The following is a 23,966-nucleotide window of genomic DNA, read 5'->3' as shown; positions in this document are numbered from 1 at the left end:
GGATGGCTGGGATCCCGAACGCCGGCTCCGCGCCGACGTTGGAGATGGTCGCCGCGCGCGCCGGAGTCTCGCGCGCGACCGTCTCACGCGTCGTCAACGGATCGCCGAAGGTCAGCCCCGACGTCGTCGCCGTCGTGCAGGAGGCGATCGCGGCGCTGAACTACGTGCCGAACCGCGCGGCACGCTCGCTCGCGAGCCGGCGGACCCAGGCGATCGCGCTGGTCGTGCCCGAGTCCACCGCGAAGGTGTTCAACGACCCGTTCTTCGCGACCCTCGTGCAGGGCATCGGGCTCGCACTCGCCGACACCGAGTACACGCTGTCGATGCTCATCGAGTCCGAGGCCGCCTTCGACAAGACCCGGCGCTACCTGCTCGGCGGCAACGTCGACGGCGCCCTCGTCGCATCGCACCACACCGGCGACCACTCGTACGCGCACGTCAGCCGATCGCTGCCCGTGGTGTTCGGCGGCCGCCCGCTCGACCCGGGCGAGCAGGTCAACCACACCGTCGACGTCGATAACGCGCACGGCGCCGAACTCGCGGGCGACCACCTCGTCGAACGCGGCCGCCGCCGCATCGCCGCGATCGCCGGCCCGCAGGACATGCCGCCCGGCGTCGACCGGTTGCGCGGCTGGCAGCGGTCGCTCGAGCGCGCCGGTCTCGCGATCGACCTCGTGGGCTACGGCGACTTCAGCCCCGCCTCCGGTGCCGAGGCGATGCGGCGCCTGCTCGAGCGCGAACCCTCGATCGACGGCGTCTTCGCGGCGAACGACCAGATGGCGATCGGCGCGTACACGGCGATCCTCGAGACCGGGCGGTCGATCCCGGGCGACGTGGCCGTCGTCGGCTTCGACGACGACCAGTACGCCGCCATGGCCGTTCCGCCGCTCACCACCGTGCACCAGCCGTCGCTCGAGATGGGCGAGGTGATGGCCCGCACGCTCGTGCGGCTCATCGACGGCGAGGACGTGCCCGCGACGACGCTGCTGCCGACCCGGCTCGTGGTGCGCCAGTCGAGCTGACGCGGCGGCGCTGCGCAGCCGCGCGGCCGCTGCCGCTCGGCCCGGTCCCGCCGCTGCGCCACCTGCCCGTCCTTTGCGCCACCTCGGCTGGCGCGGAGGCCGCCGAAGTGGCGCAGAGCGGTGAACAGAGCGCGAGCGCGTGGGCCGCGGGGCGCGGGGCGCGGGCCCGCGTCAGCGCACCTGCGGCACGACCTCGCTCGCGAGGAGCTCGAGCACGTCGAGGTCGTCGAAGTCGAGCACCTGCAGGTAGATCGTCTCGACGCCCAGCTCGGCGAGCCCGCCGAGGCGGTCGACCAACTCCTGCGGGGTGCCGGCGACGCCGTTGCGGCGCAGCTCCTCGGGGTCGCGACCGATCGTCTCGGCCCGCCGGCGGTACTCGGCCTTGGTCGCCCCGACGGTCGAGGTGAGGGCCGCCGAGTACGTCATCGACCCGGGTGCGCGCCCGGCATCCGACACCGCCGCCCGCACTCGCGCGAAGCCCGCGGCGATCTCGTCGTCCGAGCGGAACGCCACGTTGTACTCGCTCGCGAACCTTGCGGCGATCGCGGGCGTGCGCTTCGGGCCCGCTCCCCCGACGATCACGGGCAGCGGCTGCTGCACGGGCTTCGGCAGCGCCGGAGCATCCGTCAGTGTGTAGTTCGCACCCGCGTGCGTGAAGGTCGCACCGATCGGGGTCGACCAGAGCCCGGTGATCACCTCCAGCTGCTCTTCGAGGATGCCGAAGCGCGCCTTCGGGAACGGGAATCCGTACGCGGCGTGCTCGGCCTCGAACCATCCGGTGCCGAGCCCGAGCTCGATGCGCCCGCGGCTCATCGCGTCGACCTGCGCGACCTGGATCGCGAGCAGCGACGGATGCCGGAACGTCGCGCTCGACACCAGCGTGCCGAGCCGGATCGTCGAGGTCTCGCGGGCGATCGCCCCCAGCGTCACCCATGAGTCGGTCGGCCCGGGCCGGCCGTCGACGCCCATCGCGAGGAAGTGGTCGCTGCGGAACCACGCGTCGAACCCGAGTCGTTCGGCGGCCTGCGCCATGCGCACCTGCTGCTCGTAGGTGGCGCCCTGCTGGGGCTCGGTGAAGATCCTGAACTTCATGTGCTGTCTGCTCTCCTGGTCGGGGCTCGATCGGCCGAGTGTTTCCGTTCGTGCCCTCGGTTTCCCTTCGGGCGGAAACACGGAGCGCGAACGGAAACACTCGCGCTCGTCGGTCGGGTGAGGTGGGTGGGGTGGTCAGGTGGGTGGGGGCGGGCCGGACGCCGCGGTCTCGAACGAGACATCCGCCAGCCCGGCGAACCGGCGCCGCATCACTGCGATCGCGTCAGGATGCTCGTCGATGAGCACGAACCGGCGGTCGAGGGCCGCGGCGACCGCCCCGGTCGTGCCGGACCCGGCGAAGAAGTCGAGCACCCAGTCGCCCGGCCGGCTCGACGCCTGCACAATGCGGCGCAGCACCCCCTCGGGCTTCTGCGTCGGATACCCCGTCTTCTCGCGCCCGGTCGGCGACACGATCGTGTGCCACCACACGTCGGTCGGCAGTTTGCCCGCCGCGGCCTTCTCGGGGGTCACGAGCCCCGGCGCCATGTACGGTTCGCGGTCGACGGCGGTCGAGTCGAACCAGTACGCGTCGGGGTTCTTCACGTAGACGAGGATCGTGTCGTGCTTGGTGGGCCAGCGGTGCTTCGCCTTCGCGCCGTAGTCGTAGGCCCAGATGATCTCGTTGAGGAACGACTCGCGCCCGAACCGCGCGTCGAGCAGCACCTTCGCGTAGTGCGCCTCGCGGTAGTCGAGGTGCAGGTACAGCGTGCCGTCGTCGGCGAGGAGTCGCCACGCCTCGTCGATGCGCGGCTCGAGGAAGCCCCAGTAGTCGTCGAAGCGGTCGTCGAAGCGCAGCAGGTCGCCGCGGATGCGCTCGTACTGCTTGCCGGCGAACCCGGTGATGGTGCGGGGTGCGGCGGGCGCGGCATCCGGTTCGGCTCGCGAGACCGCGGCAGCCTGGGAAGGTGCGGATGCCTCGGATTCCGCGCCGGAAGGCGCAGACGCGCCGGATGCTGCGGACGCCTCGGATGCCTCGGATGCTTCGCCGGAGGCGTCGCGCACCCGCACGTGGCGCAGCGCCCGGCGGGCCTGCGTCCGCCCGGTGTTGAACGGCGGGTCGAGGTAGACGAGGGTGAAGGATCCGCTCGGCAGGGTGGGCAGCACGGTGAGGTTCTCGGCCTGGATGACGCGGTTCGAACCCTCGGATGCCACGCGCTCCAGTCTGCCAGGCGTGTTGCCAGCGACGGCCTCCGCGCCACTTGCGCACCCTCTGCCCCACTCGGGCTGGCGCGGAGGCCGCCGAACTGGCGCAGGGGCGATCTCGGGCGACGCGGTAGCGTGGCGTCGGGGGTGGTCGCGATGCGCGCGCTGATCGTGGTGGAGTCGATCTGGGGGAACACCGAGGCGATCGCGGTCGCGATCGGGGCCGGCATGGGGCCGGGCGCCGACGTGGTGCGCATCGACCGCGCGCCGACCGAGTTCGCGGCCGACCTCGACCTGCTCGTGGTCGGCGGGCCGACGCACGCGTTCTCGATGTCGCGCGCCGACACCCGCAAGGCGGCGCGCGACCAGGGCGCGTCGAAGGTGCCGAGACTCGGCATCCGCGAGTGGATCGGCAAGCTCGGCACGCCGCCCCGCGGCACCCGGGTTGCGACCTTCGACACCCGCAGCGTCGACCCGAGACTGCCCGGATCGGCCGCGAAGAAGGCGATGAAACGGCTGGTCAAGCTCGGGTTCGAGCCGCTCGCCGCGGCCGAGTCGTTCGGCGTGTACGGCTACAGCGGTCCGCTCGAGGAGGGTGAGATCGCGCGCGCCGAGCAATGGGGACGCACGCTCGCGGGGCGGCTCGCCTGAGCCGAGCCCGTACTCGACCGCTACTGCTCGACGTCGAGGCGGATGTGCCCGCGGAACCGGTCGGGGTCGTCGTCGTCCGGAGCATCCGACGCGAACGCGATGCCCTTGTCGCCGTCGCCCGGCAGCGGCGCGGGCGCGGGCAGCCGACTCTGCCGATCCTGTTCGACGGCGGCCTCGTACTTGCGCGGCGCGAAGACCTCGTCGCCGATCATCATGACGCCGCCGGAACCCCCGCCGCCGCGCTTCGTCTTATCGGAGAGGTCGATGAAGCCGGCGCGTTGCGCGAGCCAACCGATGCCGATGACCGCCCCCGCGATCACGAGCCACACCCACCACTCCATCCGTCGAGTGTACCGAGGCCGGCTGAGGCTTCCTCGCGGGTGCGTCCGTCAGGGAACCCGGTACAGCCAGTCGGGGGTGGAGAACTTCGACGCGACCAGCGCCTCGGCCTCGGCGAGCTCGTCGGCGGTGACCGCGCCGGGCTTCGCGCCGTAGAGCGCGGCGAACGTGTGCTTCAGCGCCTCGATGATCGCCGCACGGCTGAGCCCGGTCTGCGAGCGCAGCGGGTCGACGCGCTTGGCCGCCGACGCGATGCCCTTGTCGCTGATCTTCTCGCGGCCGATGCGCAGCACCTCGAGCATCTTCTCGTTGTCGAGGTCGTACGCCATCGTCACGTGATGCAGCACACCGCCCGAGCCGAGGCGCTTCTGCGCGGCGCCGCCGATCTTGCCGAGCGGAGACGCGATGTCGTTCAACGGCTGGTACGTCGCCTCGACGCCGATCGAGCGCAGCCCCTGCAGCACCCAGTCGTCGAGGAACGCGTACGAGTCGGCGAAGCTCAGCCCCTGCACGAGCTCGGCGGGCACGTACAGCGAGTAGGTGACGACGTTGCCCTTCTCCATCATCATCGCGCCGCCTCCCGAGATGCGTCGCACGACCTCGAAGCCGTACTTCTCGGCGCCCTCGGGGTCGACCTCGTTCTTCACCGACTGGAACGAGCCGATCACCACGGCTGACTCGTCCCACTCCCAGAACCGCAGGGTCGGCTTGCGGCGCCCCTCGCCGACGCGCGTGGCGAGCACCTCGTCGAGCGCGAGGTGCAGGCGCGGCGGCACCGCCGCGTCGTGCACGATCTCCCACTCGTAGTCGGTCCAGCTGCGGGCGTCGGTGAGCGCGCGACGCACCGCGACCGCGACGGCCTCGGCCGAGAAGCCGAGCATCACGGCCCCGTCGCGCAGGCCCGCCGAGATCGCAGCCGCGATCTGCTTCGCATCGGATGCCGCGGGCAGGCCCTCGAGCGCGGCGTCGATGTCGCCCAGCGCCTCGTCGGGCTCGAGGAAGAAGTCGCCCGCGACGCGCGGGGCGCGGATCACGTCGTCGACGACATCGAAATCGACGACCACGAGCTTGCCGCCGGGAACCTTGTACTCGCCGTGGAATGGGGGCATGGGCGACAGCCTACGACCGGATGGCCCGGGCAGCGCCGGTTTCGCGCACGGCGCCGGCCCGAGGCATCCGATCGTCAGCGAACCGCGCCGGATGCCGCGACCTCCCGATACTCGGGCAGCGCGATGTCGTTGGCGAACATGTCGGTGAGCTTCATCATGCCGGCGAGCATGAGCCGGTTCTTGAAGGTGAGGTCGCGCATCGCGATGCGCCACCGGCTCGGCGGCGCGAGGAACGGCCCGGCGTTGCCGCTGCGGGCGACCTTCGAGTAGCGGAGCATCCGCTCGTCGTAGTTCGCGAACGCGACCCGGTGGTCGCCGCCGGCCGCGGCGAGTTCGCCGGCCAGCACGTAGGCGCCGACGATCGAGAGCCCGGTGCCGAATCCGCCGAGGGTGTTCGCGTACCCGGCGTCGCCGACGAGCACGACCCGCCCGCTCGTGAACCGGTCGAGGTGCACGCGGTTCAGGCCGTCGAGGTAGAACTCGTCGGCGGTCGCGAGGCGCTCGAGCATCTCGGGCACGCGCCAGCCCGCGCCGGCGTACGCGTCGGCGATGAGGCGCTTCTGGGCGTCGACGTCGTGTCGGAGGGCGCCTGGGTCGTCGGAGGCGAAGACGAAGAAGTCGGGCGCCTTCGGGCCGCCGATGACGGCGAGCCTGCCCGGTTCGTTGTACCAGAGGCCCGGCTGGGTGGGCACGCCGGGCGCGTCGGGCGCGCCCGGTGCGTCTCCGGCGGGGCGATCGGATGCCTCGGCCGCCGCCTTCGCACCGCCGACCACCGCGTACGAGTACCCGAGGTACTTCACGAACTGCTGCTCGGGCCCGAACGCGAGCCGCCGCACGCCCGAGTGCACGCCGTCGGCGCCGACCACGAGGTCGAACCGGCCGGTGCGTCCGCTGCGGAACTCGACGTCGATGCCGTCGGCGTGCTCGTGCATCCGCTCGATGCGGTCGCCGAAGACGTACTCGACGCGGTCGGCGGTGTGCTCGTACATCAGGTGCGCGAGGTCGCCGCGGGCGATCTCGACGTCGCCGCCGCTGAAGGTGTGGGGCATGACGGCGTTCGTGCGCCCGGTCGCGTCGACGAAGTGCGCGTCGACGGCGGGGGTGCGCAGGTCGTGGATCGCGTCCCACAGGCCCATGCGCTCGAGCACCCGCCGATGCGTCGCGCCTTTGAAGTCGACGGCCTGGCCGCCGGCGCGCAGGGCGGGCGCCTGCTCCACCACGGTGACGTCGTGACCGCTGCGCGAGAGCCAGAACGCGACCGCGGGGCCGGCGATGCTCGCGCCTGAGATGAGGACCTTCATGATCGTTCCCTTCGTTTCTGTGTCTACCCGACACATATTAGTGTCTGGTAGACACAGAAAGTCAAGACCCACGCCCGAACCGGGAGGAACGATGTCCGAGCCCACCACGGCCGACCTGCTCTGGGCGCCGACGATCGGCACCGCGACGCGCCGGGGACCGCGCCCACGGGTGACGCTCGCCGAGCTCGTCGCCACGGGCATCCGCTTGGCCGACGACGAGGGACTCGACGCGGCATCCATGCAGCGCGTCGCCGACGAGGTCGGCGTCACCAAGATGGCGCTCTACCGGTACGTGCCGAACCGCGACGCGCTCATCGCCCTGATGGTCGACACCGCCATGGGGCCGGTGAGCGCGTCGGCGAGCGCGTCGGGACCCGCTTCGGAAGCGGACGATCCGGATGCCTCGCCGGCGTCCTGGCAGCCGCGCCTGCGCGCGTGGGCGCACGCCGTGCACGACGTGTTCGCCGCCCATCGCTGGCTGCTGACCGCGGCGGTCGGCGCGCGCGTGTTCGGGCCGAACGAGCTGAGCTGGACGGAGGCCGGGCTCGGCGTGCTCGAGGAGCTGCCGCTGACCGCGGGTGAGCGGCTCGACACGCTCACGCTGGTGAGCGCGCACGTGCGCGGGCTCGTGCAGCAGGAGACGCAGCCCGACCTCGAGGCGCAGCTCGCCGAGACGCTCGGCGCCGTGCTGACGGCGAACGCCGACGCCTACCCGCTCGCGGCCGCCGCCTTCGCCGATGCGGCGACGGACACGGCCCAGGACGCCGCACTGGAGTACGGCCTCGACCGGATCATCGCCGGCATCGCCGCCCTGATCGCCGCGCGCCAGCGCGCACCCCGGCGTTCGTAGGACACACGCCGGAATGCAGGTCGCGCAGCAGCGTGCGCGACCCGCATTCCCCGCGTTGTCCGGCAAACCCGCCTTGCGGCCTCCGACGAGCTCACGGAGACGCGGCGAGCGGCGTGGTCAGCTCGTGCAGGGGGCTCCGTTCAACTCGAACAGCCAGGGCACGGTCGCCGGGTCGGCACCGTTGCCGATGAAGCCGATGGTCGTTCGGGCGCCGGGCGCGAGCGCAGCGTTCCACGCGAGCGACGACGCGGTGACGACGCTGCCCTGCTGCGACCAGTCGGCGCTCCATCCGTTGCCGACGCCGAGGTCGCCTCGGAACGCCCACTCGAGCTCCCAACCGTTGATCGCGGTGGTGCCGGTGTTCTTCACCCAGATCTGGGTGTTGAACCCGCCCGGCCAGGTGCCGTGCACGAGGTACTCGATCGCGCACGTCTGGGCGGCGATCGGCGGGTTCGCGAGGGCCACGAGTTCGCGCGCCTGCTGCGGGAACCAGACGCCGGCGGCCGGGTCCTCGATGCCGCGTTCGGGGTCGAGCGGTCCACCGGTGCCGCGGTAGCACTTGCCGTCGCTCTCGCCGGGCACCTTGATCCAGAGGAAGGCGTCGATGAGCGCGTCGCCCGTGTCGGTGGTGGGCCGCTCGCCGATGCCGCGTTCGGGCGGGTTGCACCAGGCCTCGGCGTCGGGGTAGGCGCCCGCGGGCGCCGTCCACGGGCCCTGGCCGTTGCGGCTGGTGTCGATCACGAAGTGCGCCTGCGCGGCGGGGTCGCGTGTGAGCCCGGTGTCGGCGTAGGCCTGGTCGTAGGTCGCGTCGGTCGCCGTCCAGGTGTCGAAGTCGGCCGGGTTCGCCGGATAGTACTGGCTGCCGCACCATCCGGGTTCCCACCACGAGTTCTGCGAGAGGTGGATGCACTCCGAGATCCAGGTGCCGTACCTCTCGAGCTTGCGGGTCTCCTCGTAGTTCGACGCGTTCAGGAAGAACCCGTCGGTGCGCTCGACGCCCGCCCGGATGAGTCGCGCCGAGATGTCGCCGACCCCGAGCCATCCGGTGTGGGTGCCGTCGAGGTAGACGTGCGTGCCGGCGAGCGCAGTGAGCCGGTCGACCGCGCCGTTGACCTGCACGTAGCGTTCGTCGGCTGCGGTCGCCGGGTCGAGCTCGGCGGGCTGGCACCACTCGGCGTTGCCGTTGCCGTCGGTGTTCCACGGGATGATGCCGAGCCCGTCGGGCTCGAGGATGACGATCGCGTCGCGATCGCCGATGCCGGCGGCGACGCCGTCGACCCACGCGAGGTAGGCGGCGGTGTCGGCCGCACCGCCGGCCGAGTACTGCGAGCAGTCGCGGAACGGGAGGTTGTAGACGACGAGGGTCGGCACCTGCCCGAGCGCGGCGGCGGCGTCGACGATCTCGTCGACGGCGGCCTGCGCCTCGGCGGGCGTGCCCTTCGTGATCCAGTCGGCCGAGGGGATGCTGCCGAGCAGCTGGGCGTCGGCGCGCGCCTGCCCGCTCAGCGACTGCGCCGCTTCGAGCGTGGTGCTGTACGGGTTGCGGTAGAGCTCGGCTCCCTGCAGCGTGCCGTCGTCGTCAGCGGCGTTCGCCGGGGCGGCGGTGATGCCGCCGATCGCGCAGATCGCGACGGTCGCGGCCGCCAGCGCGAGCGCGCGCGGAAGTGGTCGTGGGGTCATGTTCGCTACTCCAGTTGGTCGTCGTCGACCTCGGTCGACTTCGTCGTGGACCGTTCGGTGGTGCGGGTTCGCATCGATTCGTGAGAGCGCTCTCACGGATGCGAGTTCAAAATGGCACGACCGCGGGACGGCTGTCAAGAGCGAAGCAGACGGATGTCCCGGGGCCGGCGTGCGAGCGGGATACGATCGCCGCGTGACCACTTTCTTCCTCGCCCGTCACGGCGAGACGGAATGGCATGCCGATCACCGGTACGCCGGCAACTCCGATGTCGGGCTCACCCGGCACGGCCTCGGCCAAGCGGCCGCGCTCGCCGCCTGGGCCGTGGATGCGCGGCTCGATGCGATCATCTCGTCACCGCTCAGCCGCGCCCGCCGCTCGGCCGCACCGTCGGTCGAGACGACCGGTCTCGCGCTGCGGATCGACGACCGGCTCGTCGAGATCGACTTCGGCGTGGGCGAAGGGCTCACCCCCGAGGAGATCGCCGACCGCTACCCGGCGGAGTGGACGGCCTTCTGCCGGGCGCCGGCCTCGAGCCCGCTGCCCGAGGGCGAGTCCGGGCGAGCCGGCATCGCGCGGGCGATGCCCGTGCTCGACGAACTCGTCGCGGAGTTCCCCGACGGGCGGGTGCTCATCGTCGCCCACGCGACGCTCATCCGCCTGCTGTTCTGCGAGCTCGCGGGCATGGACCCCGACGGCTACCGCGACCTGCTGCCCGTGCTCGGCAACTGCAGCGTCACCACGATCGTGTACCCGTGGCTCACCGAGTCGACGGCGGCGCATCCGAACCATCCGCGGATGCGTCTGCTCGGGTTCGACGTCCCGCCCGACCGCGCGAGCGTCGTCGACTGACGGGCGGCACCCGCCGCGAGGCCGTTCAGTCGACCGCGAAGCGCTCGTCCAGCCATCCGATCAGGTCGTCGCGCACCTCGAGCCGATTCAGCTCGTTGAAGACCTCGTGCCGGGCGTCGGCGTAGACGACGACCTCGACGTCCACCAGCCCCGACCGCGACACGTACGCCTGCGCGAGCCGCCGCGCGCTCTCCTCGCCGCCCAGCGTGTCGTCGGAGCCGACCATGATGAGCAGCGGCAGCTCGCTCGGGATCGCCGGCGCCGGCGCCGGCCGGCCGAGCAGGCGCATCGCGTCGATCGTGCCGAACAGCCGCCGCAGCGGGGTGAGGGTCGTGTACGGGTCGGCGACGAACGCCTCCGCAACAGCCGGGTCGCGACTCAACCACTCGGCGCCCGTGGTGCCGAGGTGCCGGTGGCGGCGGTTCAGACGCTCGCCCGGATCCATCCAGCGGAGCGTGCGGTACGCCGTGCCGGTCAACACCGCCCCGTCGTAGCGCACGGCGCTGCGGTTCAGGATGATCTGCGCCATCAGCGACCCCCACGAGTGGCCGAGCAGCACCAGCGGCACCTCGTCGCCCTCAGCCTCGCGGATGACGTCGGTGAACTGCTCGACCGCCGCGATCGTCGCCCGCAGGCCGCCCGGACCGAGCCTGCCGATGCGGTCGAGATCGCCACCGTGCTGCTCGAACCCCGTCCGGCCGTGCCCGCGGTGATCGTCGGCCCAGACCGAGTACCCCGCCTCGTTCAGTGCCGCGATGAGCTCGCGGTACCGGCCGATGTGCTCGCCCACGCCGTGCGCGAGTTGGATCACCGCCGACGGATCATCGACCCGGTGCGCCTCGTAGTGGATGTGGACGCCGTACGCGTCGGTGAACGTGGGCATGCGGCCAGTGTGGCAGGTGGGATGCCGCGCGGGGAGCTCACGCCTCCCGCGTCACCTCGACGGTCACGAACAGTTCGGATGCCCCGGGGCCGGCGTACACCCCGCGCAGCGGTGAGACATCCGCGTAATCGCGGCCGCGACCGACCAGCACGTGCAGGTCGCCGACCTGCGACAGGTTCGTCGGATCGTAGCCGCGCCAGTCGCCGTCGAACCACTCGACCCACGCGTGCGACTCGCCCGTGACCGTGACGCCGACGCCGGCCGACGGGTCGGGATGCAGGTAGCCCGACACGTACCTCGCCGGAATGCCGATCGCGCGCAGCGCGCCGACCGCGAGGTGCGCCATGTCCTGGCAGACGCCCTTGCGCTCGGCCCACGCCTCGCTCGCGGTCGAGTGCACCCCGGTCGCCCCGGTCACGTACTCGACCGCCTCGCCGACGGCGCGGCACACCTCGAGCGCGGTCTCGGCGACCGGCAGCCCCTCGGCGGCGATGGTCGCGGCGAGCGCCGCGAGCTCGTCGGGCGGCGTCGTCGCGGCCGTCTGCGACGAGAACTCGACGAGCGCGACGGTGCTGCGGCGAGCGCGTTCGAGCGCCTCCCAGTGCAGCTCGGGCGCACGCCGGTGCGGTGTCGGCTGCACCTCGACGAGGCTCGTCGCCGTCACCGACAGCTCGCGGTGCGGGGTCAGCACCTCGAACGTCGAGACCCGCGTGCCCCAGTAGTCGAGGTAGGCGTGCTGCGTCGCGCCCGGACGGATGTCGAGGCCCGCCTGCAGCACGAACTGCTCGCCGCCCGAGTTCGGCAGCATGCGCGCCTCGTTGTACGACGCGGTCGCCGGCTCGGCGTAGCCGAAGCCCGTGCGGTGCACGACGCGCAGGCGGCTCATGACACCTCCCCCGTCCACACCGGTACGGCGCTCGCCGGGAAGTACCTGCGCCGGATCGCCTCGCTCGCGCCCGACACCACGGCCTGCACGTGCTCCATCTGGTCGCTCAGCTCGTCGATGATCTCGGCGATCGGCCGGTACTCGAGCTCGGATCGGATCTGCCCGAGCAGCCGCTGCGCCTGGTCGGTGACGCCGACCCGTCCGGCACGCGGGTCGATCTCGCGCAGCGACTCCTCGGCGCGGGTGACGCTCGCGATCACCGACCGCGGGAACAGCCGATCGAGCAGCAGGAACTCGGCCGCCGACTGCGTCGACGGCAGACCCCGGTAGCTGCGCAGGTACGACTCGTAGCCGCCGCAGCTGCGCAGCAGGGTCGTCCAGCTGGGGCCGGATGCCTCGGTGAGCTCGCGTGTGGCGAGCAGTCGAGCCGTCATGTCGGCGCGTTCGATCGCGCGGCCGAGCGAGAAGAACTGCCACGCCTCGTCGCGGCTCGACGCCGAGTCGACGACGCCGAGCGCGAGCGCGGTGCGGTCGCGCACCCAGCGGAAGAACTCGTGCGTCTTGTCGGTCGCCACCCGACGGGGCATCCGCGCGTTGGTCTCGTTGAGCGCCTCCCACAGCTCGGTCGAGACGATCTCGCGGGCGCGGCGGGCGTTCTCACGAGCGGATGCCACGGCGTGCGCGATCGAGGCCGGATGACTCCGGTCGACGCCGAGCAGGGCGATCAGGTCGGCGGGGGTGAGGTGCACGTCGTCGTCGGGCACGCTGCCCATGACCGACATGAGTGCGCGGCATGCGGTGTCCTCGTCGATCCACGGGTCCTCGAGGAGCAGCTGCAGGTGCACGTCGAGGATGCGCGCGGTGCCGTCGCTGCGCTCGAGGTAGCGGCCGATCCAGAAGAGCGATTCGGCGATGCGGCTCAGCATGAGGGGGCCTCCGCGTTCGTCGGTCGGGGCGCCTGTTGCTGTTGCTGTTGCTGTTGCTGTTGCTGTTGCTGGCGCACGGGCGCCTCGTCGTCCTGCGGGGACGACTCGAGGCGGTGCCCGCCCGGGTTCGGGGCATCCGGCACGACGACCGGCATCGCCCCCGTCTTCGGCGCCGCCTGGTGCGCGACGAGCGGGCCCGACGCGAGGCGGGTCTGCGCGGGCGACGACCCGGTGGTCGGCCCCGACGGCGGATCGCCGCCGAGCACCCAGGTGTCCTTCGATCCGCCGCCCTGGCTCGAGTTCACCACGAGCTGCCCCTCGGGCAACGCCACGCGGGTCAACCCGCCCGGCAGCACCCACACCTCGTCGCCGTCGTTGACCGCGAAGGGCCTGAGATCGGCGTGCCGCGGCCGCAGGCCGTCCTCCACGAGCGTCGGGATCGTCGACAGCTGCACCACCGGCTGGGCGATCCACCCTCTGGGGTCGGCCACGAGTCGCGAGCGCAGCTCGTCGAGCTCGCGCCGCGAGGCATCCGGACCGACCACCAGGCCCTTGCCGCCCGACCCGTCGACCGGCTTGACCACCAGCTCGTCGAGGCGGTCGAGCACCTCGGCGAGCGCGTCGGGCTCCTCGAGCCGCCAGGTGTCGACGTTCGGCAGGATGGGCTGCTCGGCCAGGTAGTAGCGGATGAGGTCGGGCACATAGGTGTAGACGAGCTTGTCGTCGGCGACGCCGTTGCCGACGGCGTTCGCGATCGTGACGTGCCCGAGGCGGGCGGCGAGCATGAGCCCGGGCGCACCGAGCACCGAGTCGGGCCGGAACTGCTGCGGGTCGAGGAACTCGTCGTCGACGCGCCGGTAGATGACGTCGACGCGGGTCGGGCCGGCCGTCGTGCGCATCCAGACGCGGCCGCCCGAGCAGAACAGGTCGCGCCCCTCGACGAGTTCGACGCCCATGAGCCGGGCGAGCAGGGTGTGCTCGTAGTACGCCGAGTTGTAGACGCCGGGCGTCAGCACGACGACCGTCGGGTCCTCGACGCCCTCGGGCGCGCTCGCGCGCAGCGCCTGCAGCAGCCGGTTCGGGTAGTCGCCGACGGGTCGCACCCGCATGCTCGTGAACAGCTCGGGCAGGGTCTGCGCCATCACCCGCCGGTTCGAGACCACGTAGCTCACGCCGCTCGGCACGCGCACATTGTCTTCGAGCACGCGCCATTCGCCGAGCTCGTCGCGGATCAGATCGATGCCGGCGACCTGGATGCGCACGCCGTTCGCGCTCACGATGCCCGCGGCCTGGCGGTGGTAGTGCGTCGACGAGCTCACGAGCGCGGCCGGAATGACGCCGTCGGCGACCGCACGCTGCGGCCCGTACACGTCCGAGAGGAAGGCCTCGAGCGCCCGAACCCGCTGCGCGACGCCGGCCTCGACGTGCGCCCAGTCGTCGGCGGCGATCACCCGCGGCACGGCGTCGAGCGGGAACGGGCGCTCCTCACCGGCGAAGTCGAACGTCACGCCCTGCGCGAGGTACGAGCTCGCGAGGGCCTCGGTGCGGCCGCGCAGCTCGTCCTGGGTCATCCGCGCGAGCGCCGGGTAGAGCTCGCGGTACGGATCGCGCACGGCGGGGTCGTCCGCCGGGAACATCTCGTCCCACGGCCGCGCACCCGGTCGGGCGGTGCCGACCGACGTGGTCGCGTAGCCGTCGAAGAGCGTGCCCATGCCCGAAGGTTCGCAGGCGACGGTTTCGAAGCTGTTTCCGGTCTGCGTCGTGCCCGCGACATCCGTTCGCTCGCCGGAATCATTAGCAACACTAATTTGTTAGGCTAACGAGGTGGCAGATCAACCCAGACGCAAGCCGCTCGCCGAGCAGAGCACCGAGCTCCGCCTCGCGATCATGCGGTTGAGCCGGCGCCTCCGCCAGGAGCGCGCCGACACCGAGCTGAGCGCGAGCCAGTTCTCGGCACTCGGCTGGATCGCCGGCGAGGGCCCGCTCACCCTCGGGCGGCTCGCCGAGCTCGAGCGGGTGACGCCGCCCTCGATGAACCGCACCGTGAACTGCCTCGCCGAATCGGGCCTGGTGGCCCGCGAAGGGGCCCCCGATGACGGGCGCAAGGTGCTCGTGCGCACCACCGAGGCGGGCGACGCGATCATGCGCGAGACCCGCCGCCGCCGCGACGCCTGGTTCGCCAAGCGGTTCGCCGCCCTCTCCCCCGACGAGCGCGCCGTGCTCGCCGACGCCGCAGACATCCTGAGGAGGATCGCCGACCAGTGACCGCCATGTTCCGCTCGCTCGCGCACGTCGACTACCGCATCTGGTTCGTGGGCGCCCTCGTCTCGAACGTGGGCACCTGGATGCAGGCGACCACCCAGAACTGGGTCGTGCTCACCGAGCTCAGCGCGAACGACGCGCTCGCGGTCGGGCTCACGATGGCGCTGCAGTTCGCACCGCCGCTGCTGCTCGTGCCGATCACGGGGCTCATCGCCGACCGATTCGACCGGCGTTACATCCTCATGTGCACGCAGTCGGCGCTGATGCTGCTCGGCATCGGCCTCGGCCTGCTGCTGCTGCTCGGCCACGCCGAGCTCTGGCACCTGTACGTCTTCGCCGCCCTGCTCGGCATCGTCAACGCGGTCGACACCCCGGCCCGCCAGACGTTCGTCTCCGACCTCGTCGCGTCGAGCGACATGTCGAACGCGGTCGCGTTGAACTCGGCGTCGTTCAATGCGGCGCGCATGATCGGCCCGGCCATCGCGGGCCTGCTCATCGTGCTCGTCGGCTCGGGCTGGGTGTTCATGATCAACGCGGCGACGTTCCTCGCGGTGATCGGCGCGCTCGTCGTGCTGGCCCGCCGGCCGATGCGGCGCATCGCGCGGGCGCCCCGCGAGCGAGGGGCGTTCGTCGCCGGCTTCCGCTACGTGATGGGGCGGCCCGACCTGCTCGTGGTGTTCGCGATCGTGTTCCTGATCGGTGCGTTCGGCATGAACTTCCCGATCTTCTCGTCGACGATGGCGGTCGAGTTCGGGCGGGGCGCCGGCGAGTACGGCGTGCTCAACTCGATCCTCGCGATCGGGTCGCTCTCGGGCGCCCTGCGCGCGGCCCGCCGCGAGCGTGCGCGCATCCGCATCGTGATCGCCGCCGCCGCGCTCTTCGGCGTCGCGTCGGTCGTCTCGGCGGTCATGCCCACGTACTGGACCTTCGCCGCGTCGACGGTGCTCATCGGCCTGAGCGCGGTGACGCTGCTCACCACCGCGAACGGGTACGTGCAGACCACCACCGATCCGCTGCTGCGCGGCCGTGTGATGGCGCTGTACATGGCGATCCTGATGGGCGGCACGCCGGTCGGCGCGCCCGTGGTCGGCGCGGTCGCGAACTCGTTGGGGCCGCGCTGGGCGCTGGGTGTCGCGGCGATCGCCGGCGCGGTCGCCGCGATCGTGGGCGTCTGCTGGTTGGTGGTCGCGCGCGGCATGCGGCTGGGGCGGCATCCGGTCCGGCGGTGGTCGGCCCGGCTGACCTTCGCGGATGCTCCGACCGCCGCCATCGCGGTCGTGCCCACGCGTGCGGTGCCGGTCGTGGGCGACGACACCCTCGCTCCCCCGCCGCCGGGCGAGGAGCTGGAGCCGACGCTCACGGCGGAGCATCCGACCGCCGATTCGGCTCGACCGGCGCGCACTCCCGCCCTCAGGGCGTCGCGCGCCCCCGCGTCGACTCGCGCACGATGAGCTCGGGCTGGAACACCACGCGTTCGCGCTCGAACCCGTCGCCGCGCTCGGCCTCCTTCAGCAGCAGGTCGACCGCGGTGTAGCCGATGAGCGCAGCGGGCTGGCGGATCGACGAGATCGGCACCACCGCCGCGCTCGCGAAGTCGATGTCGTCGTAGCCGATCAGCGCGATGTCGTCGGGCACGCTGACGGCGCCGCGCATGACGAGCGCCTGCAGCACGCCCATCGCGAGCAGATCGTTCGCCGCGAACACCGCGTCGGGCCGGTCGGCCGCATCGCGTTCGCGGATGAGCTCGCCGGCGCGCCGGCCCTCGAGCACGGTGAGCGCGTCGGTCTCCACGACGTCGAGCGTCGCTCCGGGCAGGCGCTCGACGGCGCGGCGCGCGCCGGCCAGACGGTCGGCGACCTGGCGGATGCTCCGCGGCCCGCCGACGTACGCGATGCGACGCCGCCCGGTGTCGAGCAGGTGCTGGGCCGCGAGTTCGCCGCCGACCACGTCGTCGACCGCGACCGACGAGAAGCGCAGGTCGGCGGCCTCGCGGTCGACGAGCACGACCGGGGTGCCGCGGCTGCGCACCCGCTCGAGGCGGGGCAGGTCGTCGGCGAGGGGCGAGATGAGCACCCCGTGCACGCGCTGCTCTTCGAAGAGGTCGAGGTACGCGCCCTCGCGGTCGGCGTTGTCGTCGCTGTTGCCGAGCAGGATCGTCATGCCGTCTTCGGCGGCGCGGTCCTCGGCGCCGCGCGCGACATCGGTGAAGAACGGGTTGCGCACGTCGAGCACGACGAGGCCGATCGAGCGGCTGCGGCCGGCGCGCAGCTGGCGGGCGGCGTCGTTGCGGACGAAACCGAGCTCGCGGATGGCCGCGGTGACCCGCTCGACGGTGGCCGGCGCCACCTTGTCGGGCCGGTTCAGCACGTTGGACACGGTGCCGACCGACACGGCGGCGGCAGCGGCCACGTCTCGCACGCTGACGGCCAATCTGCACCCCCTGGCGACTCGATCGGGCTCGAACATAGCAGAGCCGGGCCCGCTTCGGCTGAAACGTTCCAATTCGGTAACGAAGCGCGCCGGGCGCCCCCGGCACGACTTGACGGAGGGGCCGCGCGGTGGCACCTTGGTCACGGCGATGAAACGATTCATTCGCGCGACCATCCGCTCACCTCGACGAGGAGGAACCCTTGCAGACGGAACCTGCGCCGACCGAAGCGCCCCCGATGCTCGAGCTCTCGGACGTGGCCAAGTCGTTCGGCTCCGTGGTCGCCCTGCGCTCGGGCAGCCTGCGCCTCGAGTCGGGCTCGATCCACGCGCTCGTCGGCGAGAACGGCGCCGGCAAGTCGACGCTCGTGAAGATCATCGCCGGCCTCTACCGCCGCGACTCGGGCGACCTGCGGCTGCGCGGGGAGGAGGTCGACTTCACCTCGACCGCCCAGTCGAAGGCCGCCGGCATCGCGGTGATCTACCAGGAGCCGACGCTCTTCCCCGACCTCTCGGTCACCGAGAACATCTTCATGGGCCGCCAGCCCACCGGCCGGTTCGGCCGCATCGACCGCAAAGCCATGCGCACCGAGGCCGAAGCGCTCTTCGCCCGGCTCGGCGTCGCGATCGACCCCGACCGCCCCGCCGAGGGGCTGTCGATCGCCGACCAGCAGGTCATCGAGATCGCCAAGGCCGTCTCGCTCGACGCGCGCGTGCTCATCATGGACGAGCCCACCGCCGCTCTGAGCGGCGTCGAGGTCGACCGCCTCTTCGCCGTCGCACGGAGCCTGCGCGACGAAGGCCGTGCGCTGCTGTTCATCTCGCACCGCTTCGACGAGATCTTCGCCCTCTGCGACGTCGTCACCGTGATGCGCGACGGCGCCTACATCGCCACCACCCCGATCGCCGACACCACCGTCGACGACCTCGTGCGCCAGATGGTCGGCCGCGACGTCACCGAGCTCTTCCCGAAGACCCCGGCCGAGATCGGCGAGCCGCTGCTCGAGGTCGAGGGCCTCACCCGCACAGGCGTCTTCCACGACATCTCGTTCCGCATCCGCGCGGGCGAGATCGTCGCGCTGGCCGGTCTCGTCGGCGCCGGCCGCAGCGAGGTCGCGCGCGCCGTCTTCGGCGTCGACCCCTACGAGTCGGGTTCGGTGCGGATCGGCGGGCGGGCGCTCGCCAAGCAACGACCGGATGCCGCGATCCGGGCCGGTCTCGCACTCGTGCCCGAGGACCGCCGCAAGCAGGGCCTCGTGCTCGAATCGTCGGTCGCCCGCAACATGTCGCTCGTCATCCGCAACCAGCTCGCCAAGGCCGGCCTCATCAGCTCGGCCGCCGAGAACAGCGCCGCGAAAGTGTGGGCGAGCCGGCTCGAGGTCAAGGCGAACGCGCTCGACACCGTGGCCGGCACGCTCTCGGGCGGCAACCAGCAGAAGGTCGTCCTCGGCAAGTGGCTCGCGACCGAGCCGACCGTGCTCATCATCGACGAGCCCACCCGCGGCATCGACGTCGGCACCAAAGCCGAAGTGCACCGCCTGCTCTCCGAACTCGCGGGCAAGGGCATGGGCATCCTCATGATCTCCAGCGAGCTGCCCGAGGTGCTCGGCATGGCCGACCGCGTGCTCGTCATGCGGGAGGGCCGCATCACCGCCGAGATCGATCGAGCGGACGCCACGAGCGAGAACGTGATGTTCGCAGCCACCCACGCCACCGGAGCCCACGCATGACCGCGCCAAGCCCCTCGACCAAGCCCGCTCCCGCCATCGAACGCGCCGACGTCACCAAGCGGCTGCGGGCCATCGGCGCCGCCCGCGAGTTCGGCATCCTGCTCGCCCTCGCCCTCGTCGTGATCGCGGCGACCGTCGCGAACCCGAACTTCCTCTTCTCGAGCGACGGCTGGCGCGACCTGCTGCTCACCCCGTCGATCCTGGTGCTCGTCGCGGTCGGCCAGGCCATCGTGCTCATCTCGCGCAACGTCGACCTGTCGGTCGGCTCGGTGCTCGGCCTCTCGGCGTACCTCGCCGGACGCCTGTTCATCGACGTGCCCGGCATCCCGATCCTCGCCGTGTTCGTCGCCGCGACCGTGTTCGGCGGTCTGCTCGGACTCGTGAACGGCGCGCTCGTCGCCTTCGCGAAGGTGCCCGCGATGGTGATCACCCTCGGCACCCTGTACGCCTACCGCGGCATCAACGTGCTGTGGACGGGCAGCGACCGGGTGAACGCATCCGACCTGCCGAAGGACTTCCTCGCACTCGGCACCGGCCAGATCCTGTGGATCCCGATCCTCACGATCATCGCGCTGGTCGTGCTCGTCGTCGCCGGCTGGATGATGAAGAACACCCGCGGCGGCCGCGAGTTCTACGCCATCGGATCCGACCCGGCCGCGGCCGAGCTCTACGGCCTCCGGGTCACCCGCCGCCTGCTCTTCGCGTTCGTGCTCTCGGGTGCGCTCGCGGGCCTGGCCGGCGTGCTCTACGCCGCCCGCTACGGCACGATCAACTCGCAAGCCGGCGCCGGGTGGGAACTCGACGCGGTCGGTGCCGCCGTCATCGGCGGCGTCGCGATCACCGGCGGCGTGGGCTCGGTCTGGGGTGCCGCGATCGGCGCCGTGCTGCTGCTCACCATCAACCGGGCGCTGCCGATCCTCGGCATCCCCGACTTCTGGCAGCGGGCCGTGGTCGGTGCGCTCATCATCGGCGCGATCGTGCTCGACCGCGTGCTCGCAGTGCGACAGAAACGCAAGCTCATCGAGGCGAGGGAGGACGACTGATGACGACCGCGACCACCGGCACCGCCGCCGTCCGCACCTACCGCGACTACGACCGCCCGCTCTGGCAGCGCCTGCTGCTGACCCGCGAGATGGCGATCGTGGGCCTGCTCGTGATCGTCGCCGTCGTGGCATCCGTCACCGTGCGCGGATTCGGCCAGCCGATCACGCTGACCTATCTGCTGCTGGATGTCACGCCCATCCTGCTCATCGCGCTGCCGATGACGCTCATCATGATCACCGGCGAGATCGACCTCTCGGTCGCCAGCATCGTCGGGCTCTCGAGCGTGGTCATCGGCGTGCTCACCCAGGCCGGGGTCCCGTTCGAGCTCGCGATCGTGATCGCGCTCGTGGTGGGCGCCGCCGGCGGTGCGGTCAACGGATTCCTCGTGACCGTCGTCGGCCTGCCGTCGCTCGCCGTCACGATCGGCACGCTCGCGCTCTTCCGCGGGCTCGCGGTGGGCCTGCTCGGCACGACCGCGGTGACCGACTTCCCCGACTTCTGGACCGGCCTCGCGAAGATGCGGGTGGGCAACACGAACATCCCCGTCGTGCTGTTCCTGTTCCTCGCGCTGCTCGTCGTCTTCGTCGTGCTGCTGCACTTCACGCCGTTCGGCCGAGGAGTCTACGCGATCGGCCTGTCGAAGGCGGCGGCGCGGTTCTCAGGCGTGCACGTCGAGCGCACGAAGCTCACCCTGTTCGTGCTGTCGGGCACCGTGGCGGCGCTCGCCGGCGTCTTCTACACGCTGCGCTTCGGCAGCGCCCGCGGCGACAACGCCACCGGCCTGGAACTGCAGGTCATCGCCGCGGTCGTGCTCGGCGGCGTGTCGGTCTTCGGCGGGCGCGGCGCGATCCACGGCGTGATCGCGGGCGTGCTGCTCATCGGCGTGCTCGCGAGCGCCCTGCGCCTCGCGAACGTCACGTCCGACGTCATCAACATCATCACCGGCGCCCTGCTCGTGGCGTCGGTGGTGGCCAACAGCTTCCTGGCGTGGCTGCGCAAGCGGCGGCGAGCACCAGGGGGAACCCCGCGCGTCGAGGCCTCCACAGCAGGGTGACCGGGCCGCGCGATCTGTCGATGCGATCACTCATCGACGAACCGATGAAGGGAAGAACAACGATGTTTCAGAACAAGCGGCGCGCGGGTGCGCTGACCGCGCTCGCGGTGGGCGTTGCGCTCATCGCCAGCGGGTGCGCGGTCGACTCCGGCACCGACGGCGGTTCGACCGAGGGCGGCGGCGAGGCGAACCTCGCGATCACGTTCCTGCCGAAGAACCTCGGCAACCCGTACTTCGACACCTCGTCGTCCGGCGCGCAGGAGGCCATCGACGAGTTCGGCGGCACCTTCGCCGAGGTCGGCCCGGCCGAGGCCACGCCCGACGCGCAGGTGAGCTACATCAACACCCTCACCCAGCAGGGCGTCGGCGCGATCGCGGTGTCGGCCAACGACCCCGAGGCGATCTGCGACGCGCTGAACGAGGCGCGCGACGCCGGCGTCAAGGTCGTCACGTTCGACTCCGACACCAACCCCGAGTGCCGCGACCTGTTCATCAACCAGGCCACCGCCGAGGGCATCGCGAAGATCCAGATCGACCTCATCGCCGAGCAGATCGGCGACGCGGGCGAGATCGCGATCCTGTCGGCCTCGGCCAACGCGACGAACCAGAACGCGTGGATCGAGCTGATGGAGGAGGAGCTCGCCGCCAGCCACCCCAACATCACCCTCGTCGAGACGGTCTACGGCGACGACGACGACCAGACGTCGTTCGACAAGACCGCGGCGCTGCTGCAGACGCACCCGAACCTGAAGGGCATCATCTCGCCCACCACGGTCGGCATCGCGGCCGCGGCGCGCTACCTCTCGACGTCGGAGTACAAGGGCAAGGTGGCCCTCACCGGCCTCGGCACGCCCAACCAGATGCGCGAATACGTCGAGGACGGCACCGTCACCGCGTTCGCGCTGTGGAACCCGGCCGACCTCGGCTACCTCGCCGCGTTCGCCGCGAAGGCGCTCATCGAGGGCGAGATCACGGGCGCCGAAGGCGACACCTTCGACGCGGGCAAGCTCGGCTCGTACACCGTCGACGAGAACGCCACCGTGCTGCTCGGCGACCCGTACGTGTTCGACGCCGACAACATCGGGGACTTCGACTTCTAGGCCGACGTCCCGCAGGGCCCGGCCGGCCGCGAACCGGCCGGGCCCCCGGACCCGCTCAGCGATCATGACCCAGCGCATCTGCTTCCAACTCCAGGTCGAGCCAGGACTGCTCGACGAGTACCGCGAACGGCACGCGGCCGTCTGGCCCGACATGCTGCGCGCCATCCGCGACGCCGGTCGGCGCAACTACTCGCTCTTCCTGCGCGACGACGGCCTGCTCATCGGCGTCTACGAGACCGACGACGACGCGGCATCCCAGCGTGCGCTCGAGGCCGACCCGCGCACCGCGGCCTGGGAGGCCGAGATGTCGGGCTTCTTCGTCACCCTCGACGGCCGACCCGACCAGGCCGCCCCCAGACTCGCCGAGGTGTTCCACCTCGAATCCCAACTCGCCGCGCTCGACGAGGCGCGCTGACCGAGGCATCCGCCCCAGATCGAAAGCAGGACGCAGTGACCACGTTCTCCCCAGAAATCCAGGCCGCGCTCGCGCAGCAGGCCATCGAGCTGCCGAGCTGGGCGTTCGGCAACTCGGGCACCCGGTTCAAGGTCTTCGCGACGCCCGGCACCCCGCGCGACCCCTACGAGAAGATCGCGGATGCCGCGCAGGTGCACCGGTACACGGCGCTCGCGCCGACGGTCGCGCTGCACATCCCGTGGGACCGCGTCGACGACTACGACGACCTGCGCCGCCACGCCGACGACCACGGCGTCGCGCTCGGCACGATCAACTCGAACACGTTCCAGGACGACGACTACAAGTTCGGCGCCCTCACGCACGAGGACGCGGCGGTGCGGCGGAAGGCGATCGACCACCACTTCGAGTGCATCGACATCATGGATGCCACGGGCAGCCGCGACCTCAAGATCTGGCTCGCCGAAGGCTCGAACTACCCCGGCCAGGCCGACCTGCGCGGCCGGCAGGACCGCCTGCACGACTCGCTCGCGACCATCTACGAGCGACTCGGCGACGACCAGCGTCTGGTGCTCGAGTACAAGTTCTTCGAGCCGGCTTTCTACCACACGGATGTCCCGGACTGGGGCACCTCGTACGCTCAGGTCGCCGCGCTCGGCGATCGCGCCGTCGTCTGCCTCGACACCGGACACCACGCGCCCGGCACGAACATCGAGTTCATCGTGATGCAGCTGCTGCGGCTCGGAAAGCTCGGCTCGTTCGACTTCAACTCGCGGTTCTACGCCGACGACGACCTGATCGTGGGCGCGGCCGACCCGTTCCAGCTGTTCCGCATCATCTTCGAGGTGATCCGCGGCGGCGGGCTCAACTCGCCCGACGTGGCGTTCATGCTCGACCAGTGCCACAACATCGAGGACAAGATCCCCGGGCAGATCCGCTCGGTGCTGAACGTGCAGGAGATGACGGCGCGGGCGCTGCTCGTCGACCGCTCCGCACTGGAGGCGGCCCAGAAGGCCGGCGACGTGCTCGAAGCGAACCGCATCTTCATGGACGCGTTCTACACCGACGTGCGCCCCGCGCTCGCCGAGTGGCGCGTCTCGCGCGGGCTGCCCGCCGACCCGATGCGCGCGTTCGCCGAGTCGGGCTACCTCGCGCAGATCGCCGCCGACCGCGTCGGCGGCGTGCAGGCCGGATGGGGGGCGTGA

23 protein-coding genes are annotated in these 23,966 nt (G+C 71.5%); 12 read left to right on the top strand and 11 right to left on the bottom strand.

What is annotated here, in order from left to right:
- The first annotated feature begins 2 nt into the window (after positions 1-2).
- Complete coding sequence (locus MTO99_RS16180; protein ID WP_243554848.1) at positions 3-1,022, top strand: LacI family DNA-binding transcriptional regulator; 1,020 nt, start codon at positions 3-5, stop codon at positions 1,020-1,022.
- A 171-nt stretch (positions 1,023-1,193) separates the two neighbouring features.
- On the opposite strand, the gene MTO99_RS16175 is transcribed toward MTO99_RS16180, so the two are convergent.
- Together MTO99_RS16175 and MTO99_RS16170 are read right to left on the bottom strand one after the other, a co-directional pair.
- Entirely contained in the window at positions 1,194-2,114 is a 921-nt protein-coding gene (locus MTO99_RS16175) for an LLM class F420-dependent oxidoreductase (RefSeq protein ID WP_243554847.1), read from the bottom strand.
- Between the two features lie 135 nt (positions 2,115-2,249).
- Positions 2,250-3,266 carry a DNA-methyltransferase gene (locus MTO99_RS16170; RefSeq protein ID WP_243554846.1) on the bottom strand — a complete coding sequence of 339 codons (1,017 nt, stop codon included), beginning with the start codon at positions 3,264-3,266 and terminating at the stop codon, positions 2,250-2,252.
- Between the two features lie 147 nt (positions 3,267-3,413).
- Here MTO99_RS16170 and MTO99_RS16165 point away from each other — a divergent pair, with 147 nt between their 5' ends.
- Positions 3,414-3,908 (top strand): flavodoxin family protein, encoded by a 495-nt coding sequence (locus tag MTO99_RS16165; protein WP_243554845.1) that lies wholly within the window; start codon positions 3,414-3,416, stop codon positions 3,906-3,908.
- A 20-nt stretch (positions 3,909-3,928) separates the two neighbouring features.
- Here the strand turns inward: MTO99_RS16165 and MTO99_RS16160 are convergent, their stop codons facing one another.
- The 3 genes from MTO99_RS16160 to MTO99_RS16150 all read right to left on the bottom strand — a co-directional run bounded on the left by MTO99_RS16160 (position 3,929) and on the right by MTO99_RS16150 (position 6,657).
- A complete protein-coding gene (locus tag MTO99_RS16160) occupies positions 3,929-4,249 on the bottom strand; it encodes a hypothetical protein (protein WP_243554844.1) in 321 nt (106 codons plus the stop codon).
- 48 nt (positions 4,250-4,297) lie between these two features.
- On the bottom strand, positions 4,298-5,356 hold the full coding sequence (lplAB, locus tag MTO99_RS16155) for a lipoate-protein ligase LplAB (RefSeq protein WP_243554843.1): 1,059 nt from the start codon (positions 5,354-5,356) through the stop codon (positions 4,298-4,300).
- A gap of 74 nt (positions 5,357-5,430) precedes the next feature.
- On the bottom strand, positions 5,431-6,657 hold the full coding sequence (locus MTO99_RS16150; protein ID WP_243554842.1) for an FAD-dependent monooxygenase: 1,227 nt from the start codon (positions 6,655-6,657) through the stop codon (positions 5,431-5,433).
- A 91-nt stretch (positions 6,658-6,748) separates the two neighbouring features.
- On the opposite strand from MTO99_RS16150, the gene MTO99_RS16145 reads away from it, so the two are divergent.
- Positions 6,749-7,507 (top strand): TetR/AcrR family transcriptional regulator, encoded by a 759-nt coding sequence (locus tag MTO99_RS16145; protein WP_243554841.1) that lies wholly within the window; start codon positions 6,749-6,751, stop codon positions 7,505-7,507.
- Positions 7,508-7,624: 117 nt separating this feature from the next.
- Here the strand turns inward: MTO99_RS16145 and MTO99_RS16140 are convergent, their stop codons facing one another.
- Complete coding sequence (locus MTO99_RS16140) at positions 7,625-9,187, bottom strand: glycoside hydrolase family 6 protein (RefSeq protein WP_243554840.1); 1,563 nt, start codon at positions 9,185-9,187, stop codon at positions 7,625-7,627.
- 193 nt (positions 9,188-9,380) lie between these two features.
- On the opposite strand from MTO99_RS16140, the gene MTO99_RS16135 reads away from it, so the two are divergent.
- Positions 9,381-10,037 (top strand): histidine phosphatase family protein, encoded by a 657-nt coding sequence (locus MTO99_RS16135; RefSeq protein WP_243554839.1) that lies wholly within the window; start codon positions 9,381-9,383, stop codon positions 10,035-10,037.
- Positions 10,038-10,062: 25 nt separating this feature from the next.
- On the opposite strand, the gene MTO99_RS16130 is transcribed toward MTO99_RS16135, so the two are convergent.
- Genes MTO99_RS16130 through MTO99_RS16115 form a run of 4 tightly spaced genes read right to left on the bottom strand, consistent with a single transcriptional unit; the run spans position 10,063 to position 14,444 of the window.
- The gene (locus MTO99_RS16130; RefSeq protein ID WP_243554838.1) at positions 10,063-10,920 is read right to left on the bottom strand and encodes an alpha/beta fold hydrolase; all 858 of its coding nucleotides are present in this window, start codon (positions 10,918-10,920) and stop codon (positions 10,063-10,065) included.
- 37 nt (positions 10,921-10,957) lie between these two features.
- Positions 10,958-11,806 carry a transglutaminase family protein gene (locus MTO99_RS16125; protein ID WP_243554837.1) on the bottom strand — a complete coding sequence of 283 codons (849 nt, stop codon included), beginning with the start codon at positions 11,804-11,806 and terminating at the stop codon, positions 10,958-10,960.
- Positions 11,803-12,732: an alpha-E domain-containing protein gene (locus MTO99_RS16120; protein WP_243554836.1), complete on the bottom strand. Its 930-nt coding sequence runs from the start codon at positions 12,730-12,732 to the stop codon at positions 11,803-11,805. Before MTO99_RS16120 ends, MTO99_RS16125 begins: the two co-directional genes overlap by 4 nt.
- Complete coding sequence (locus tag MTO99_RS16115) at positions 12,726-14,444, bottom strand: circularly permuted type 2 ATP-grasp protein (protein ID WP_243554835.1); 1,719 nt, start codon at positions 14,442-14,444, stop codon at positions 12,726-12,728. The genes MTO99_RS16120 and MTO99_RS16115 overlap by 7 nt, the downstream gene beginning before the upstream one ends.
- A 112-nt stretch (positions 14,445-14,556) precedes the next feature.
- Between MTO99_RS16115 and MTO99_RS16110 the strand changes: the two genes are divergently transcribed.
- Entirely contained in the window at positions 14,557-14,997 is a 441-nt protein-coding gene (locus MTO99_RS16110; protein WP_243554834.1) for a MarR family winged helix-turn-helix transcriptional regulator, read from the top strand.
- A complete protein-coding gene (locus MTO99_RS16105) occupies positions 14,994-16,445 on the top strand; it encodes an MFS transporter (protein WP_435520769.1) in 1,452 nt (483 codons plus the stop codon). Before MTO99_RS16110 ends, MTO99_RS16105 begins: the two co-directional genes overlap by 4 nt.
- On the opposite strand, the gene MTO99_RS16100 is transcribed toward MTO99_RS16105, so the two are convergent.
- Positions 16,405-17,424 carry a LacI family DNA-binding transcriptional regulator gene (locus MTO99_RS16100; protein ID WP_243554833.1) on the bottom strand — a complete coding sequence of 340 codons (1,020 nt, stop codon included), beginning with the start codon at positions 17,422-17,424 and terminating at the stop codon, positions 16,405-16,407. The two genes, MTO99_RS16105 and MTO99_RS16100, sit on opposite strands and share 41 nt — an antisense overlap.
- A gap of 236 nt (positions 17,425-17,660) precedes the next feature.
- Here MTO99_RS16100 and MTO99_RS16095 point away from each other — a divergent pair, with 236 nt between their 5' ends.
- From MTO99_RS16095 to rhaI, 6 genes are all read left to right on the top strand, one after another.
- The gene (locus MTO99_RS16095) at positions 17,661-19,151 is read left to right on the top strand and encodes a sugar ABC transporter ATP-binding protein (RefSeq protein WP_243559154.1); all 1,491 of its coding nucleotides are present in this window, start codon (positions 17,661-17,663) and stop codon (positions 19,149-19,151) included.
- The gene (locus tag MTO99_RS16090; RefSeq protein ID WP_243554832.1) at positions 19,148-20,194 is read left to right on the top strand and encodes an ABC transporter permease; all 1,047 of its coding nucleotides are present in this window, start codon (positions 19,148-19,150) and stop codon (positions 20,192-20,194) included. The genes MTO99_RS16095 and MTO99_RS16090 overlap by 4 nt, the downstream gene beginning before the upstream one ends.
- Positions 20,194-21,249: an ABC transporter permease gene (locus MTO99_RS16085; protein WP_243554831.1), complete on the top strand. Its 1,056-nt coding sequence runs from the start codon at positions 20,194-20,196 to the stop codon at positions 21,247-21,249. Before MTO99_RS16090 ends, MTO99_RS16085 begins: the two co-directional genes overlap by 1 nt.
- Positions 21,250-21,311: 62 nt before the next feature.
- Positions 21,312-22,349 carry a rhamnose ABC transporter substrate-binding protein gene (gene rhaS / locus MTO99_RS16080; protein WP_243554830.1) on the top strand — a complete coding sequence of 346 codons (1,038 nt, stop codon included), beginning with the start codon at positions 21,312-21,314 and terminating at the stop codon, positions 22,347-22,349.
- Between the two features lie 64 nt (positions 22,350-22,413).
- Entirely contained in the window at positions 22,414-22,764 is a 351-nt protein-coding gene (locus MTO99_RS16075; RefSeq protein ID WP_243554829.1) for an L-rhamnose mutarotase, read from the top strand.
- 35 nt (positions 22,765-22,799) lie between these two features.
- Positions 22,800-23,966 carry an L-rhamnose isomerase gene (gene rhaI, locus MTO99_RS16070; protein WP_243554828.1) on the top strand — a complete coding sequence of 389 codons (1,167 nt, stop codon included), beginning with the start codon at positions 22,800-22,802 and terminating at the stop codon, positions 23,964-23,966.

The sequence above is a fragment of the Agromyces larvae genome (assembly GCF_022811705.1).
Lineage (GTDB): Bacteria > Actinomycetota > Actinomycetes > Actinomycetales > Microbacteriaceae > Agromyces > Agromyces larvae.
This window is presented reverse-complemented; position numbering and strand designations above follow the sequence as displayed.